We start from the raw sequence: 14,796 nt of genomic DNA, 5'->3' as shown, positions 1-14,796 counted from the left end.
GGGGGCGGGACCGCTACAGCGTCTTGCCCGTCACCGGACCCACGATCAGACCCTCGCCCTCGCCGAAGGCGTCCACCCGGACCGTGTCGCCGTCCTTGACCTCGCCCGCCAGGATCTCCTTGGCGAGCCGGTCGCCGATGGCCGTCTGGACCAGGCGGCGCAGCGGACGGGCACCGTACGCCGGGTCGTTGCCCTCGTCGGCGAGCCAGGCCAGGGCCGCGTCGGTGACCTCCAGGGTCAGCCGGCGCTCGGCGAGCCGCTTGGCGAGCCGGTCGATCTGGAGGCGGGCGATCCGCCCCAGCTCCTCCTTGTTCAGGGCCGAGAAGACGACGAGGTCGTCGAGCCGGTTGAGGAACTCCGGCTTGAAGGAGGCCCGCACGACCTCCAGGACCTGCTCCTTCTTCTCCTCCTCGGTGGACACGGGGTCGACGAGGTACTGGCTGCCCAGGTTGGACGTCAGCACCAGGATCGTGTTGCGGAAGTCGACCGTGCGGCCCTGTCCGTCGGTCAGCCGGCCGTCGTCCAGGACCTGGAGCAGGACGTCGAAGACCTCCGGGTGCGCCTTCTCCACCTCGTCCAGCAGGACCACGCTGTACGGCCGCCTGCGCACCGCCTCGGTGAGCTGGCCGCCCTCCTCGTAGCCGACGTAGCCGGGGGGCGCGCCGACCAGGCGGGCGACGCTGTGCTTCTCGCCGTACTCCGACATGTCGATGCGGATCATCGCCCGCTCGTCGTCGAAGAGGAAGTCGGCGAGCGCCTTGGCCAGTTCGGTCTTGCCGACGCCGGTGGGGCCGAGGAACAGGAAGGAGCCGGTGGGCCGGTCGGGGTCGGCGATGCCGGCCCGGGAGCGCCGTACGGCGTCGGAGACCGCCTCGACGGCTTCGCTCTGGCCGATGAGACGGCGGCCCAGCTCCTCCTCCATCCGCAGCAGCTTCTGCGTCTCGCCCTCCATGAGGCGGCCCGCCGGGATGCCGGTCCAGGAGGCGACGACGTCGGCGATGTCGTCCGACCCGACCTCCTCCTTGACCATGGTGTCCTTCGCGGCCTCCTCCTCGGCCTCGGACGCGGCTTCCAGATCGCGCTCCAGGGTCGGGATCTCGCCGTACAGCAGCTTGCTCGCGGTGTCGAAGTCACCGTCGCGCTGGGCGCGTTCGGCCTGGCCGCGCAGTTCGTCGAGCTTCTCCTTGAGCTCACCGACCCGGTTGAGGGACTGCTTCTCCTTCTCCCAGCGGGCGGTGAGCTGGCGCAGCTCCTCCTCCCGGTCGGCGAGGTCGCGGCGCAGCTTCTCCAGCCGCTCGCGGGAGGCGGCGTCCGTCTCCTTGCTCAGCGCCAGCTCCTCCATCTTCAGCCGGTCGACGGAGCGCTGGAGCTCGTCGATCTCGACCGGGGAGGAGTCGATCTCCATCCGGAGCCGGGAGGCGGCCTCGTCGACCAGGTCGATGGCCTTGTCGGGCAGGAAGCGGGAGGTGATGTAGCGGTCGGAGAGGGTCGCGGCGGCCACCAGCGCCGAGTCCGCGATCTGCACCTTGTGGTGGGCCTCGTAACGGCCCTTGAGACCGCGCAGGATCGCGATGGTGTCCTCCACCGACGGCTCCGCGACCAGCACCTGCTGGAAGCGCCGCTCCAGCGCCGGGTCCTTCTCGATCCGCTCGCGGTACTCGTCGAGCGTCGTGGCGCCGACCATGCGCAGCTCACCGCGCGCGAGCATCGGCTTGAGCATGTTGCCGGCGTCCATCGCGGAGTCGCCGCCGGCGCCCGCGCCGACGACCGTGTGCAGCTCGTCGATGAACGTGATGATCTGGCCGTCGGAGTCCTTGATCTCGGCCAGGACGGTCTTCAGCCGCTCCTCGAACTCGCCCCGGTACTTGGCGCCCGCGACCATCGCGCCGAGGTCGAGCGCGACCAGCCGCTTGTTGCGGAGGGACTCGGGCACGTCGCCCTTGACGATCCGCTGCGCCAGGCCCTCGACGACGGCGGTCTTGCCGACGCCCGGCTCACCGATGAGCACGGGGTTGTTCTTGGTGCGCCGGGAGAGGACCTGCACGACCCGCCGGATCTCCTGGTCCCGTCCGATGACGGGGTCGAGCTTGCCCTCGCGGGCGGCGGCGGTGAAGTCCGTGCCGAACTTCTCCAGGGCCTTGTACTGCCCCTCGGGGTCGGCGCTGGTCACCCGGCGGCCGCCGCGGGCCTTCTGGAAGGCCTCCTGGAGCTTCTTCGGGGTCGCGCCCTGCCGGCCGAGCACGTCGGCGGCCTGTCCGCCCTTGGCGGCGATGCCGATGAGCAGGTGCTCGGTCGACAGGTACTCGTCACCGAGGTCACGGGCCCGGCTCTGCGCGTCGGCGATGACGGCGAGCAGTTCGCGGTTGGGCTGCGGGGGCGCGACGGTCGACCCGGTCACGCTGGGCAGCGCGCCGATCACCTTCTCGGCCCCCGACCGTACGGCGGCCTGGTCGGCGTCGACGGCGGCCAGCAGATCGACGATGTTGTCGTTTTCCTGCCCCTGGAGCAGCGCCAGCAGCAGATGGGCGGGGATGAGGTCGGCGTGCCCCTGGGACACGGCGGTGTTGCTGGCCGCGTTGATCGCGTCCCGGCTCCGGTTGGTCAGCTCGGCGTCCACGTTCGCTGTCTCCTCCTTGCGTCAGCGCTCTCCCGTACTGACTCTGTCAGCGTACACAAAGTTGAGTCTATTCCGCTCAAGGTGTGCGCGGGGAGTCCCGGACGGGTTAGGTTCCGGACCATGGCCGCATACCCCCAGGACCCGGGCAGCCCGGACGCGCCGTACCTCGCCTTCTGGCGCGAACGGCATCTGTGCACACTGACCACACCACGCGCGGACGGCTCTCCGCACGTCGTTCCGGTCGGAGTGACATACGAACCCGAGGCCCGGCTCGCTCGGGTCATCGCCGACAAGGCCAGCACGAAGGTGCGCAACGTAGTGGCGGCGGGCCCGGAGGGCGCCCGGGTGGCGGTGTGCCAGGTGGACGGCCGGCGCTGGGCCACCCTCGAGGGCCGGGCGCACGTGCGCAGGGAGCCGGACCGGGTCGCGGAGGCCGAGCGCCGGTACGCCGAGCGCTACGGGCGCACGCCCGGCCCCAACCCCACGCGCGTGGTGATCGAGATCGAGCTGACCCGGGCCATGGGCCGCGGCTGACAGAAGGGCGGGGCGCCGGGCACGGCCGCCGCGCCCGGCACGGCTGACCGAATCCGCCCCCGGCGTTTTTCGGCCAAGGCTCAAGCCGACGCATGTACGGAAATGTCGGCGCAAACTGCAGCGGCGTCACCGTGTTCAGGTCACGGTGACGCCGCTGCGGGGGGAAGCACCTGAGCGATCTGTTACGACGGGGGAATCGCGTCAGGCACTGCGGGGGGTGGCTGAGATGGTCTTCAGGGGCGGAGCCTCGGGCTCCACCATCCGGTGGTCCCGCTGGTCCAGGTTCACAAAGATCATTCCGTACCGGATGGCGCACCGCACGGGCTGCGGGGCGCCCCGGGGCTTGCGCAGGCACCGGTAGGCCCGTACGTCCTCGTCCTCGTCGCGCGTCACGACCACCGGCTCGCCGAACACGGTCACCATCAACGAGTCACCGCTGTGGGGGATGGCGGTGACCAGGTCGATGAAGTGCCAGCCGGAGCGGTAGGCGGTGGCCATTTCGCGGCGGAAGGACCGGTCGTCGGGTGGCGTGGTCATGACTCGGCGACCCACGTACTGTCACTGGGCGCGACCCACGTGCTGTCACCCGGCACCGCCGCCGTGACCACCCACGTGCTGTCGCCGGGGGCGACCCACGTGCTGTCCCCGGGCGCCGCGACGGTCCCGGCACCCGTGCTCCACGTACTGTCGCGCGCCGTGTCACCCGTCGTTCCCGCAAGGCCGCTCAGCGCGCCGAAGGCCAAGGCGGCGGAGAAGGCGGCGGCAAGCGCCGAGCGAAGCATTCTCTTATGCATAGTCGGCTTCGTCCTCATTTGAAGGTCACCTCTCCCCCGTCCACTACGACGATGGCCCATTCGGGCACGTCATGGCCACACAATCGATGCATCATGTTCCTGCACGTTCAGGACCCTGGGGGGTGGAGATTTGACGAAAAATCAGACAAAGCAGACACATCCTCACGCGGCGACTGAGCTGTGCGAGGAAGGTCGCCGTCTCTACGGGAACGCTCTTCGGACGGGCCGCATAGCCCGCACGGACGTGGAACCCGCTCCGTGTCTGATGGAGTTCGCCCTGCTCCACGCGGACCCCGACGACGCGAACTGGCTACGTCCCGTGCCCCCGTCGATCGCACTGTCCCAGCTGCTCAACCCGATCGAGCACGAGATCACCCGGCGTCGCCGACTGTCGGTGGAGCTCGCCGACGCTTTCGAGCCGTTCATGACCCTCAGCGCCCAGCCGACGCCGACCACACACTCGATCACGGTGCTGGAGGGCATCGACCGGATCAACGCGGCACTCGATCTGGCCACCTCCCAGTGCCAGACCGAGATGCTCACCGTCCAGCCCAGCCGCAGGCGCCTGGAACACACCCTCGTCCAGGGCCTCGAACGCGACAGACCGCTCATCGACCGCGGCTGCCGCATCCGGACCCTCTACCAGCACACGGCCCGGTACAGCCCCGAGACGCTCGGCTACGTCTCGCAGTTCACCGACGGCAAGGTGGAGTACCGCACCATCGACGAACTCGTGGAGCGGCTCATCATCTGCGACGAGACCGTCGCCTTCATCCCCACCCGGGACGACGGCCAGGTCGCCCTCGAACTCCGTCACCCGGGGCTCGTCCGCTACCTGATCAAGGTCTTCGAGTTCATGTGGGGCCGCGCGGTCCCCCTGGCCACCGGCGCACCCTACGAGACCGCGCCCGACGGCATCACGGACATCCAGCACTCCATCGCCAAGCTCCTCGTCGAGGGGCACGTCGACGAGGCCATCGCCCGCCGGCTGGGCATGAACGTCCGCACCTGCCGGGCCCACATCGCCAAACTCGCCACCGCGCTCGGCAGCGGCAGCCGCGCCCAGCTCGGCTTCCTCATCGCCCAGTCGGGGATCCTCCGGCAGGAACCCTGACCACCGCCCCGACCACCCCGCCGCCGGCCGCCCGAGGCCGCCCCCCACCGGCCGGGCCCACCCGGACACCCGAACAGGAGAACAAGACGCAGTGAAGGCGCCGCCGCACCCCCACCACGGCGTGGAGAACCTGTGCGCCGCGGGCACGGATCTCTACGAACAGGCTCTGCGGGCCGGACGCGTCAAGGCGCGGGATGCCGAGGCGGCGGCCCCCTGTCTGCTCTCCTTCGGCCTGCTGCACCCCGTCGTGGACGACCCCGACCTGCTCGAGCCCGTGTCCCCGGCCCTCGCCCTGCACCGGCTGCTGCGCGCCTCGGGCAGCCGCATCGCCGACGAACGGCGCCGCGAGGAACGCCTGGCGACCCTGTTCGAACCCCTCATGCGGATCACCGGCACCCGCACCGCCGGCCCCGACCCCGCCTCCCTGCGCCTCCTCAGCGGCACCGAGCAGATCAACGGGGCCATCACCGAGGCCACGGACGAGGCGACGGACGAACTGCTCTGCATCCAGCCCAACGTCCACTACAGCGGCCCCCGCGGCGAGACGGCCCAGACCGTCGCCATGGCCCGCGACCAGGCCCTGCTCGACCGGGGCTGCCGCATCCGCACGCTCTACCAGCACACCCAGCGCCACCAGCCCCTCGTCCTGGCCCGCTACGAGCAGCTGCGCGGCGACGTCGAGGCGCGCACCCTCGACGAGGTCACCGACCGCCTCATCGTCATCGACGGCACGGTCGCCTTCATCCCCGCCGGCGAGGACGGCAGGCTGGCCCTGGAGGTCCGCCACCCGGCCCTGCTGACCTACTTCACCATCACCTTCGACCGGCTCTGGCGGCTCGCCACCCCGATGTACCCCCAGGCGGTCCACCGCCAGTCCTTCAACGGCGTGACACCCCGGCAGCAGGCCATCGCCGCCCTCCTCGTCGAAGGGCACACCGACGCCGTCATCGCCGACCGCCTCGGCATGAACGTGCGCACCGCCCGCGTCCACATCGCCAAGCTCGCCACCACCCTCGGAAGCGAGAGCCGCGCCCAACTCGGCTACCTCATAGGGCGGTCGGGGATCCTTGACCGGGAACAGGGCCGGAACCCGGCGCCGGGGCAGGAGACGGAACCGGGTCAGGACCCGCCCCCGGCGCCGGAAGACTGACCGGCGGCGGATCCGCCTCCCCGGACGGCCGGTCCAGCCCGACCTGCGCGATCCGCACCCCCAACTGGGTGCGGCTGGCCGCGCCCAGGGTCTCCGAGAGACGGGCGATGTGCGCCCGGCAGGTGCGCACGCTGATCCCGAGCCGCTCGGCGATGACGGCGTCCTGATGACCCTCCGCCAGCAGGGCGGCGATGGACTGCTCACGGTGGGAGATGCCCTCGATACGGGTCTCCGGCAGCGGCGCGGTCAGCGGGACCGCCAGCCGCCAGAGCCGCTCGAAGACCGTCACCAGGTAGGACACCAGCGCCGGGTGACGCAGCTCCAGGGCCATCGTGCGGTCGGTGTTGGCCGGGATGAAGGCGACCGTGCGGTCGAACAGGATCAGCCGGTCGATGACCTCGTCCAGCGTGCGGGCCTCCACCGCGTCGCCCATCAGCTCCAGATAGGTCAGCAGGCCCTGACCGTGCCGGGCCACGTGGTTGTAGATGTCCCGCATGCGCACACCCCGGCCGCGCAGCTCCAGCGCCCGGTGCAGGCCCTCCGACAGCTCGTGCTCACGCCGGATGCCGCCGGGCTGCACGGTGAGCACCTCGGCCGTGCACGCCTCGGTCGCCGCGTCCAGGGCCGCCTGGATGCGCGAGGCGCCGTCCAGGACACGGATCGCGGCGCCCTCACCGGCCGCCGCGCCCCGGGCCGGCCCGCCCAGGCCCGCGTACCACTCGAAGGCGGCGACCGCCGAGCCCATCCGCCGACGGCTCGCGCTCACCTCGTCGTACAGACCGCGCAGCAGCCGGGTCATGACCTCCTGAGGAGAGGTCGGCACCAGCCAGTCCATGTCGTCGGGGTCGGGGTGCAGCAGGGCGAGTTCCAGGAGACACGGGACCGGCTCGGCGTCGGTCCGCGCCACCCGGCCGCGCCGCACGGCCCGGGAGTACACCCGGTCCCCGGCCTCGCACAGTCGGTCGGCACCGTGTGGATGCTGCTCCGTCCCGTGCCCGGCCATCGCCCATCCCACCCCCGCCGTCCGCCTCTTCCGGAGCGCAACTATGCGCGGCCCGGACCGGCTCCGCAACACGGCTCCTCCGGGCGACGGCGGCGAGAACCACCCTTCTGTGCCGGTTTCTCCCGGCCTCCTCCCCCCACGCTGCAACAAGCTGACGGTGGTGCAGCGCGTACGTGACGGTGCATCCTTGATCCCGCTTGCCCCCGGGTGCTCCCCACTCGGGGGAGAGCGCGGCCGACCCGGCCGGACCACGGGGGAGTCCGGCCGGGCAGCAGGCCTGCCTGCCTTGCCCGCCGCGAGGAGCACCCGCGTCGACGGGCCCGCGGACACGGTCCATGGTGCCCGCGAAGAGGGGCGTCGGTCCCGGCGCACGCGTCACGCCCGCCCCGACCGGCCGGAAATCACCGGCGCGCCGCGCATTTCGCCTCCGGCGCGCCGCGTACCCGGTCCCGGCCCGTCGTGCGGGCCGGGCCGGCTCGCAGGAGCTTGCTCAGAGGAGCTTGAGGGCCTGGCAGGCGGCCTTGAACTTGGGCGTGCAGATGTCGGAGACCTTGTAGATGCCGTCGGCGATGACGGTCGACTTGATGTTGTCCTTCGTCAGCGCGACCACGGGCACCAGCTTGGCCGGGATGTTCTTGTCCGTCGGGCTGTCGACCTTGTCACGGGTCAGCGCGTCGAACTGGATGTCACGGCCCTGCACCTTGGCGACGGCGGCCTCGGCGGCGGCCTCGGCCTCACCCGGGTACGGCTTGTAGACGCTCATGAACTGCTCGCCGCTGATGATGCGCTGCACGGCCGCCAGCTCCGCGTCCTGCCCGGTGATCGGGGGCAGCTCGGAGTCGTTGACACCCGCGGCCTTCAGGGCCTTGATGATGCCGCCGGCCATGGCGTCGTTCGCGGAGTAGACACCGGCGATGTTGGACACGCCCAGCGCCTCTATCGCCTTCGACATCTCGGCCTGGGCGACGTCCGGGCTCCACTTGTCGGTGTCGTACGACTTCGCCACCGTGACCCGGCCGTTGAGCTCGGAGAGCGCGCCCGCCTTGAACTGCGCCGCGTTCGGGTCGGTGGGCGAGCCGTTCACCATGACGATCTTGTCGCTGGCCTGGACGTTGGTGATGGCCTCCACCAGGGTGCGGCCCTGCACCTCGCCGACCAGCTCGTTGTCGAAGGAGACGTACCCGTCGATCGGGCCCTGGGCCAGGCGGTCGTACGCGATGACGGGGATGTTGGCGTCCTTGGCCTTCTGCACCATCGCCGCGATCTCCTTCGAGTCGACGGCGTCCAGCAGGATGACGTCGACCTTGTCGTCGATCATCTTCTGCATCTGGGTGTTCTGCGTCTTGGCTTCCCCGCCGGCGTTCGCGTAGTCGGTCGTGCCCTTGTTCTCGGTGAGCTCGGCGACCTTCTTCTTGATGATGGGGTAGTCGAACTCCGCGTACCGGGTGTTGGTCTCCTCCGGCATCAGGACGCCCACCGTGATGTCGTTGCTCCGGGTCGGTGTCGCACTGCTGCTGTTCTCCGAGGCCCCCAGCATCCCGCATCCGGCGAGCGAGAGGGACATCGTGGAGGCGACCACAGCTATGGCGATACGACGCATTCGGGGGCTCACTTCAGGTGCGTTTAGGTGCGATCCGGACATGGGTGCGGCATGTTGGACCCAGGTGTCTGAAAAAGACAACGCGGCGGCGCCCATCGGCGTCAAGCCGTACTACTTAACGAAGTAGCAACATCACCCTCCGCTTAACACGTGAAGACACATGGAGACCGGGCGGAGAGCTTGCGAAGAACCGACGCCCACCCGGCGACGGAACCCGTCCCGGGCGGGCCCGCGGTGAGATGCGAGCGGGCGGAGCGCGGACCGGCGACAGCCGGGTCCGCGGCCGGCTCATGGCCGGGTTCACGGTCGTGTCCCGCCCGGCTCGCGGCCGGGCTCGCGGCCGGGTCGCGGTCGTGGTGTGGTGCTCGGCGATCGGGCTCCGACCAGCGGAATCACCACTTCCGGCGCTGTTGCGAAGTGGTGACGAACCGACGGTTGATCACCTGTGGGAGCCGGGTGAGGATGAGGGCGACGCGAGGCGCCGGGGGAACAGACAGAACCGGCGGCACCGCGTCCTTCTCGCACCTTCGGCGTACCTCCGGCTCGGCCCGGCTCCGCCGCCTCGGCTCACTTCGTCTCACCTCACCGCCGGACGTCCCAGCGGCACTCCGGCCGGGCTGCGCACATCCCGATTCTTCGTACGTCCTTGTCGATTCCTTGGGGGGAACTCACCATGTCCGCTCGTTCCGTCGCCGCCCGCCGTCTGCGTGCCGTGGCCGCGACCTCCGTCGTCACCGCGGTGGCCGGCGCCGCCTTCGTCCCGGCCGCCACCGCCGCCACCGCCGCCGTTGCCGCCGACGAGGCGGGCGGGCACGCGCTGCGAATGACCCTCGGCGCGCCCACCCCCACCGGCCCGCTCGAGCGTGGCGGGGCGACGGAGTCGATGCTGCTGACGGTCGCCAACTCCTCCGACGAGGCACAGGACTTCTCGGCCTGGCTGCCCGGCACACCGGACGGTCCGAGCCCGGTGCTGAAGGACTCCATCGTCTTCGACGTGACCGCGGTCGACGCACCGGCGACCAAGTCGGCCGTCGGGCGCCAGGACGGCTCCTTCCAGGGGCTGTTCTTCCCGGCCACCGGGAACGCGGCCTCCACCTTCTCCATCCCCGCGAAGACCGCGTACACCTGGAAGGTCACCCTCGGCCTCGGCGCCTCCTACCCCACCAACGACGGTGACTTCACCCTCACCGCCGGCCGGCTGATCGGCGACACCGACGACGACCCGTCCCGCAACACCCAGGTCTTCAAGATCGACCCGGCGATCACGCCCGGCAAGCTGAACGTGGCGTGGGAGCAGAAGACGGGCGCCGTCGCCCGCCCGGGTCAGCGAGCCGAGCTGGTGCTGAACGCCACGGCCACCGGCCCCGGCGAGTTCCCCGCCGAGCTCCGGCGCACCGTGTCGGCCCAGCAGTTCCGGGACGGCGCCGGCCACCCCGACTTCGTCCTGGAGGCCGAGGTCGACGGCAAGGTCGTCAAGCTGACGGAGTCCAACGACAGCGAGTGGGAGCTGCCCGCCGTCCCCAAGGGCTTCGGCGCCGCCTCGGGCACCAGGAGCATCAAGCTGTACCTCTCCCTGGGGGCGAAGAGCGACATCCGCAGGGACACCGTCGTCCCGCTGGAGGCCGTGTTCTCCATGGCCGACTCCTGGGGGTTCAACGGCGCCGGCACCCAGGTGAAGGCCGGCCCGGCCCCGGCCACCGGTTCCCCGTCCGCGTCCCCTTCGGCGCCCGCGTCGCCCTCGCCCTCCGGCTCCGCCCCGGTGACCCCGTCGGCGTCCGCGTCCGGCACGGCCGCCACCACGGGCGGTACGACCGGCGGCACGGACGGCGGCACGGTCGCCGGCACCACGGACGGCACGAACGTCACCGGCTCGCTCGCCGCCACCGGTTCGGGCGGCGGCCTCTACGGCGCCCTGGCGGCCGTCCTGCTGGCCGTCGGCGGCGCCGCGACATGGTTCGCGACCCGCCGCCGCCGCACGACGGGCGTCTGACCCCACGGCACCAGGGGCGGGGGCCCGGGGCCGCGGCTCCCGGCCCCCACGGCACGACGAGGGGCCCGGGGGTCGATCCCCCGGGCCCTCGTCGTGTGCCGACCGCGGCCACGGCCGTCAGCGCGCCCCGGGGTCGTACTTCTTCAGCGAGGCCTGGACCTCGGCGGCGTACCCGCCCTCCCACCACGGGACCGTCTCGACCAGGACCGGCTTGGTGCCGGAGGCGAGGACCAGGGCCCGGCCCGGCGGCATCGCGCCGAGATCGGAGACGTGCAGGACGCGTTCACGGCGCGTGGACTCGCTGATCGAGCGGGCGCCGGACCAGCCGCCGAACTCCGACTCACGGCTCGTCTGGTACTCGCGCAGCTCGAAGTCGCCGGCCAGCTCGCTCAGGTCGCCCAGGAAGCGGGTGTCGGACACGCCACCGCCGTAGACGCGGACGTTCGCGGCGGACCACAGCTTCTCCATGCCGCGCTCGCCCCACACCTCGATCCCCTGGGCCCAGGACTGGAGGATCGTCATGAGGATGATGCCGCGCGAGCCGTAGTGCGAGTACAGGTCGGGCAGGGACCGCCAGCGGCACACGTTGGCCGCCTCGTCGAGGACACCGACGAGGGGCAGCGGCAGCCGGCCGCCGCGCTGGGTGGTGGCGTACTCCTCGGCGGCCTCGACGACGGCCACGGTCAGCGCGGTCACGAGCGGCCCCGCGGAGTCGCGGCCCTCCCGGCTCAGCGAGTACAGGGTCCCGCCGCCGCGGACGAACGCGTGCGGGTCGAACTCGCCGGCGTACTCGTCGGCCGGGGGCGTGACCCACCGGTTGACCTCGGGGTTGACCAGGCAGGACGCCATCTGCTGGGCGACGCCGTAGATGCCGCTGCGCTGCTTGTCGGGAGCGTTGATGACACCGGCGAGGCCGTCCGCGGACATCGCGTGCCCGGCGCCGCGCAGGATCCGCTCCGGGGCGTCGTCCTTGGGGTTGGACAGCCAGGTGTAGATCTGGGTGATCGGCGCCTTGGCGCAGGCGGCGGCGAGCAGCAGGTTGGCGAGCAGGTCCTGGCCCGCCGGGTCGAAGAAGGCGTCGGTGGAGGCGCCTGCGTCCCGCGAGCCGCTGGCGAAGTGGTCGGCCATCTTGCGGGCCCGCGCCACGTCGGTGACGTACGACAGCGGGTTCCACCACCAGCTCGGCTCCTCCTGCGCCACCTGCTGCGGGTCGAACACCCAGACCGGTCCGCGCGCGGTCCGCGGGCCCCGGGTGGCGTCGACGATGTCCCGCTTGTTGGAGGTGACGAGGACGGCGCCCGGCCCGTCGAGGATGGCGGGGATGGCCCGCCGGGTCGTCTTGCCGGTCCGCGGACCCCAGATGTCGACGTGCATGTCCTCGTAGGACCCGTACAGCGGCTGGCGCCCCTTGACGGACCGTCCGATGAACACGCCGGGCGTGCGGGCCTGCACGCCGAGCCGCTCGGCGATGGCCGCCGCGCCCTTCATGGTCAGCTTGCCGAGCTCCTCGCCCTTCGCGAGGTGCTGGGCGGCCCCGTCCACCCTGGGCTTCTTCTTGAACCGCTCCCGCACCCGGTAGGCGGCGAGGGCGAGGATCCCGACCACCACCGCCTCCCCGGCCGCGACGGCGCTGGCCGCGGAACCCGGCCAGCCGTAGTCGCCCTTGAGCACGTCGACGAGGAACGTCAGCGGGTTGCCGGCCGGCGCGGGCGCGTCGGAGTACCCGGCCCCGATCTTCGCGGCCAGCCAGGCACCGGCCCCGACGAGCAGCACGACGGCGACCGCGATGACGATCTCGAAGGTCCAGTCGTCCTCGGCGCGGGGCTTCTTCTTCTGTTCTGCGGTCACCCGCGGGTCCGTCCTTTCTGGACGTCGCCGGTCCTGCCCGGCCTCATCTGTGCGTTCATGCCTTCGTTCCGCTGTCCTTGCCGTTGCCCTCGACCGCGTTCGTGCCCGCGGGAATGGGGACCCGGTAGACGCCGGTGATCTTGTCCTGGTAGTCCCACTTGCTGAACTCGACCGACTTGCCCGGACGCGGGGCGTGGAGGATCTTGTGGCCCTTGGGGTCCCAGACCAGGGCCACGTGGCCCGAGTGACCGGCTTCCGGCCGGAAGAAGATCACGTCACCGGGCTGGGCCTCGGACAGCGACACCTCGTACTTCTTGAGGTAGGGCTCCTGCGTGTAGGTCGTCGTACCGATGTTGATCTTCCCGCCGCTGGCCATGTAGTAGGCCCACTGCGTGAAGCTGGAGCAGTCGAAACTGGTCGGGTTCTGCCCCTGGAGACGCGGGGCGCCGAACACGTACGGGACGCCGATCCCGCGCTGCGCCCAGCCCAGGACGGCGCGGATGACCGGGTCGTCGGCGTCCGGGAGGACACCGGAGGCGCCCGCGCCGTCCGGCGCCACCGCGGCGCCGCCGTTCTCCTCGGCGCAGTCGGCGTACTGCGCGTCCCGGCTGCTCTCGTCGGATCCGGGGACGGTGCCGTAGTCGGGGTTGGCGGTGACCTTGCCCTTCATCCACTCGTCGGGGTCGACCATGCCCGGGCCCTGGTCCTGGCCGCCCACGAACGGGTTGTCCACACCCGGAACGAGGACTTCCCAGTGCAGGTGCGGCCCCGTGACGTTGCCCGTCGCGCCGACCGTACCGATCTGCTGACCACGCTTGACGGACTGCCCGACGGACACCTTGATCGAGGTCTGGTGGCCGTAGAGCGTGATGACGCCGCCCGCGTGCTCGATCTTCGTCATGTTGCCGTAGGAGCCGCCGGGGCCTGCGTGGACGACCTTTCCGTCGGCCGGGGCGTAGATCGGGGTACCGCTGGAGGCCACCAGGTCAAGACCTGTGTGGTAACCGAGGCTCCACATGCGGCCGTTCTGGTGGTACGGGGTGCCGATCGTGTAGGTGCCCTGCTTCATCGGCCACTGCCAGTCCTTGCCGGTCGTGGGTTGCTTGGCAAGGGGGAAGGACACGGTCGTCGCGTAGCCGGCGTCGCCGCCGCTGAAGTCGGTGCTGTACGCGGCGAGGGACATCGCGGTGGTGCTGCCGCCACCGGCGTCGTCCAGTGCCGGGGTCGACCAGGAGCGGGCCGGGGTCGCCTTGATACTGAGTGCGGAGCCGGGCTGGGCGTTGTTGCCGACCGGCTCCGGGATGTCCGACTGCTTCCCCAGGGTGGGAAAGCCGGGGTTCTTCTCGATGGTCTCCTTCAGGTGCGCGTACCAGCGCTTGATGAGCGCCTGGTCCCCGGTGAGCGCCCCGCGGTACCGGGCGGCCTGGGTGAGGACGACCCGTGGATAGATCGTGTTGGCGGCCGTGGAGCCGGAGTAGACCTGGAGAGCCTTGAAAGGAGCGGTCTCGGCCTTCTTGGCGTGCAGGAAGTTGGCGGCGGCCCAGGCCGCGTCGTCGATGTTGTACAGGTCCTTCGTGCCGTCGGCGTTGCCGTCGGCGCCGTAGTCCTTCCAAGCCGGCTTGCCGAACTGGAGGATGCCCATGTAGCCGAGGGAGTTCGCGCCGCCGGGCGCGGCCGAGGGGTCCTGGCCGTACTTGGTCTCCTGGTACATCTGCCCGGCGATGAGCGTCCAGTCGAGCCCGTCGTAGCGGGCGGCGGCACGCATCGCGGCGAGGATCATCTTCGGCGGTATCTCGTTGCGCGCCGTCTCGCTCGGCATGTACATCTTGCCGGCCGGCATGACCGGGTTGGTGGCCGCGGCGTCACCGGTGTTGCCGGCGTTGGCGTTGTCGGCGTAGTCACCGCAGGACGCCGCCGCGGCACCCGCTCCCACCCCGCCGATCATGCTTCCGACCAGGATCATGATGAGCGTGCCGACGCCGGCGATGGGCAGGCAGCCGATGCCGCCGACCATCCACATCCACTTGTTGTTCTTGTTGCCGCCGCCCTTGTCGCCGCCGCCCTGGGCAGCCGCCTTCGCCGCCTTCGCGGCCTTGGCGACCTTCGCCGCTTTGCTGGCGGCGGCCAGTACCGCTGGTGCAACCAT

Annotated in this window: 10 protein-coding genes; 4 read left to right on the top strand and 6 right to left on the bottom strand. The window is 71.1% G+C overall.

What is annotated here, in order from left to right; all coding sequences use genetic code 11:
• Positions 1–13: 13 nt before the first annotated feature.
• A complete protein-coding gene (gene clpB / locus Saso_RS19860) occupies positions 14–2,617 on the bottom strand; it encodes an ATP-dependent chaperone ClpB (protein ID WP_189927072.1) in 2,604 nt (867 codons plus the stop codon).
• A gap of 120 nt (positions 2,618–2,737) precedes the next feature.
• On the opposite strand from clpB, the gene Saso_RS38795 reads away from it, so the two are divergent.
• Entirely contained in the window at positions 2,738–3,151 is a 414-nt protein-coding gene (locus tag Saso_RS38795; RefSeq protein WP_189927073.1) for a pyridoxamine 5'-phosphate oxidase family protein, read from the top strand.
• 201 nt (positions 3,152–3,352) lie between these two features.
• On the opposite strand, the gene Saso_RS19850 is transcribed toward Saso_RS38795, so the two are convergent.
• Positions 3,353–3,688: a Rieske (2Fe-2S) protein gene (locus tag Saso_RS19850; RefSeq protein WP_189927074.1), complete on the bottom strand. Its 336-nt coding sequence runs from the start codon at positions 3,686–3,688 to the stop codon at positions 3,353–3,355.
• A 522-nt stretch (positions 3,689–4,210) separates the two neighbouring features.
• Between Saso_RS19850 and Saso_RS19845 the strand changes: the two genes are divergently transcribed.
• The gene (locus Saso_RS19845) at positions 4,211–5,059 is read left to right on the top strand and encodes a helix-turn-helix transcriptional regulator (protein ID WP_372442475.1); all 849 of its coding nucleotides are present in this window, start codon (positions 4,211–4,213) and stop codon (positions 5,057–5,059) included.
• Positions 5,060–5,150: 91 nt separating this feature from the next.
• Positions 5,151–6,209, top strand: coding sequence for a helix-turn-helix transcriptional regulator (locus tag Saso_RS19840; protein WP_189927076.1), 1,059 nt, complete (start codon positions 5,151–5,153; stop codon positions 6,207–6,209).
• Here Saso_RS19840 and Saso_RS19835 read toward each other — a convergent pair.
• Together Saso_RS19835 and Saso_RS19830 are read right to left on the bottom strand one after the other, a co-directional pair.
• Complete coding sequence (locus Saso_RS19835) at positions 6,106–7,212, bottom strand: helix-turn-helix transcriptional regulator (RefSeq protein WP_189927077.1); 1,107 nt, start codon at positions 7,210–7,212, stop codon at positions 6,106–6,108. The genes Saso_RS19840 and Saso_RS19835 overlap by 104 nt on opposite strands.
• A 490-nt stretch (positions 7,213–7,702) precedes the next feature.
• Positions 7,703–8,812: a sugar ABC transporter substrate-binding protein gene (locus Saso_RS19830; RefSeq protein ID WP_189927078.1), complete on the bottom strand. Its 1,110-nt coding sequence runs from the start codon at positions 8,810–8,812 to the stop codon at positions 7,703–7,705.
• Positions 8,813–9,485: 673 nt separating this feature from the next.
• Between Saso_RS19830 and Saso_RS19825 the strand changes: the two genes are divergently transcribed.
• A complete protein-coding gene (locus Saso_RS19825; RefSeq protein ID WP_189927079.1) occupies positions 9,486–10,802 on the top strand; it encodes a hypothetical protein in 1,317 nt (438 codons plus the stop codon).
• 117 nt (positions 10,803–10,919) lie between these two features.
• Here the strand turns inward: Saso_RS19825 and Saso_RS19820 are convergent, their stop codons facing one another.
• Entirely contained in the window at positions 10,920–12,650 is a 1,731-nt protein-coding gene (locus Saso_RS19820; RefSeq protein WP_189927080.1) for a type IV secretory system conjugative DNA transfer family protein, read from the bottom strand.
• A gap of 55 nt (positions 12,651–12,705) precedes the next feature.
• Positions 12,706–14,796, bottom strand: coding sequence for a peptidoglycan DD-metalloendopeptidase family protein (locus tag Saso_RS19815; RefSeq protein WP_189927081.1), 2,091 nt, complete (start codon positions 14,794–14,796; stop codon positions 12,706–12,708).

The organism is Streptomyces asoensis (genome assembly GCF_016860545.1).
GTDB lineage: Bacteria > Actinomycetota > Actinomycetes > Streptomycetales > Streptomycetaceae > Streptomyces > Streptomyces asoensis.
The sequence above is the reverse complement of the archived record's forward strand: the minus strand, read 5'-3'. Positions and strand labels throughout refer to the sequence as shown.

What these genes read in the sequence shown, in the direction of transcription:
- Saso_RS38795 (WP_189927073.1), top strand. Translation starts at nt 2,738, where the DNA reads ATGGCCGCATACCCCCAGGACCCGGGCAGCCCGGACGCGCCGTACCTC.
- Saso_RS19850 (WP_189927074.1), bottom strand. Translation starts at nt 3,688, where the DNA reads ATGACCACGCCACCCGACGACCGGTCCTTCCGCCGCGAAATGGCCACC.
- Saso_RS19845 (WP_372442475.1), top strand. Translation starts at nt 4,211, where the DNA reads ATGGAGTTCGCCCTGCTCCACGCGGACCCCGACGACGCGAACTGGCTA.
- Saso_RS19835 (WP_189927077.1), bottom strand. Translation starts at nt 7,212, where the DNA reads ATGGCCGGGCACGGGACGGAGCAGCATCCACACGGTGCCGACCGACTG.
- Saso_RS19830 (WP_189927078.1), bottom strand. Translation starts at nt 8,812, where the DNA reads ATGCGTCGTATCGCCATAGCTGTGGTCGCCTCCACGATGTCCCTCTCG.
- Saso_RS19825 (WP_189927079.1), top strand. Translation starts at nt 9,486, where the DNA reads ATGTCCGCTCGTTCCGTCGCCGCCCGCCGTCTGCGTGCCGTGGCCGCG.
- Saso_RS19815 (WP_189927081.1), bottom strand. Translation starts at nt 14,796, where the DNA reads ATGGTTGCACCAGCGGTACTGGCCGCCGCCAGCAAAGCGGCGAAGGTC.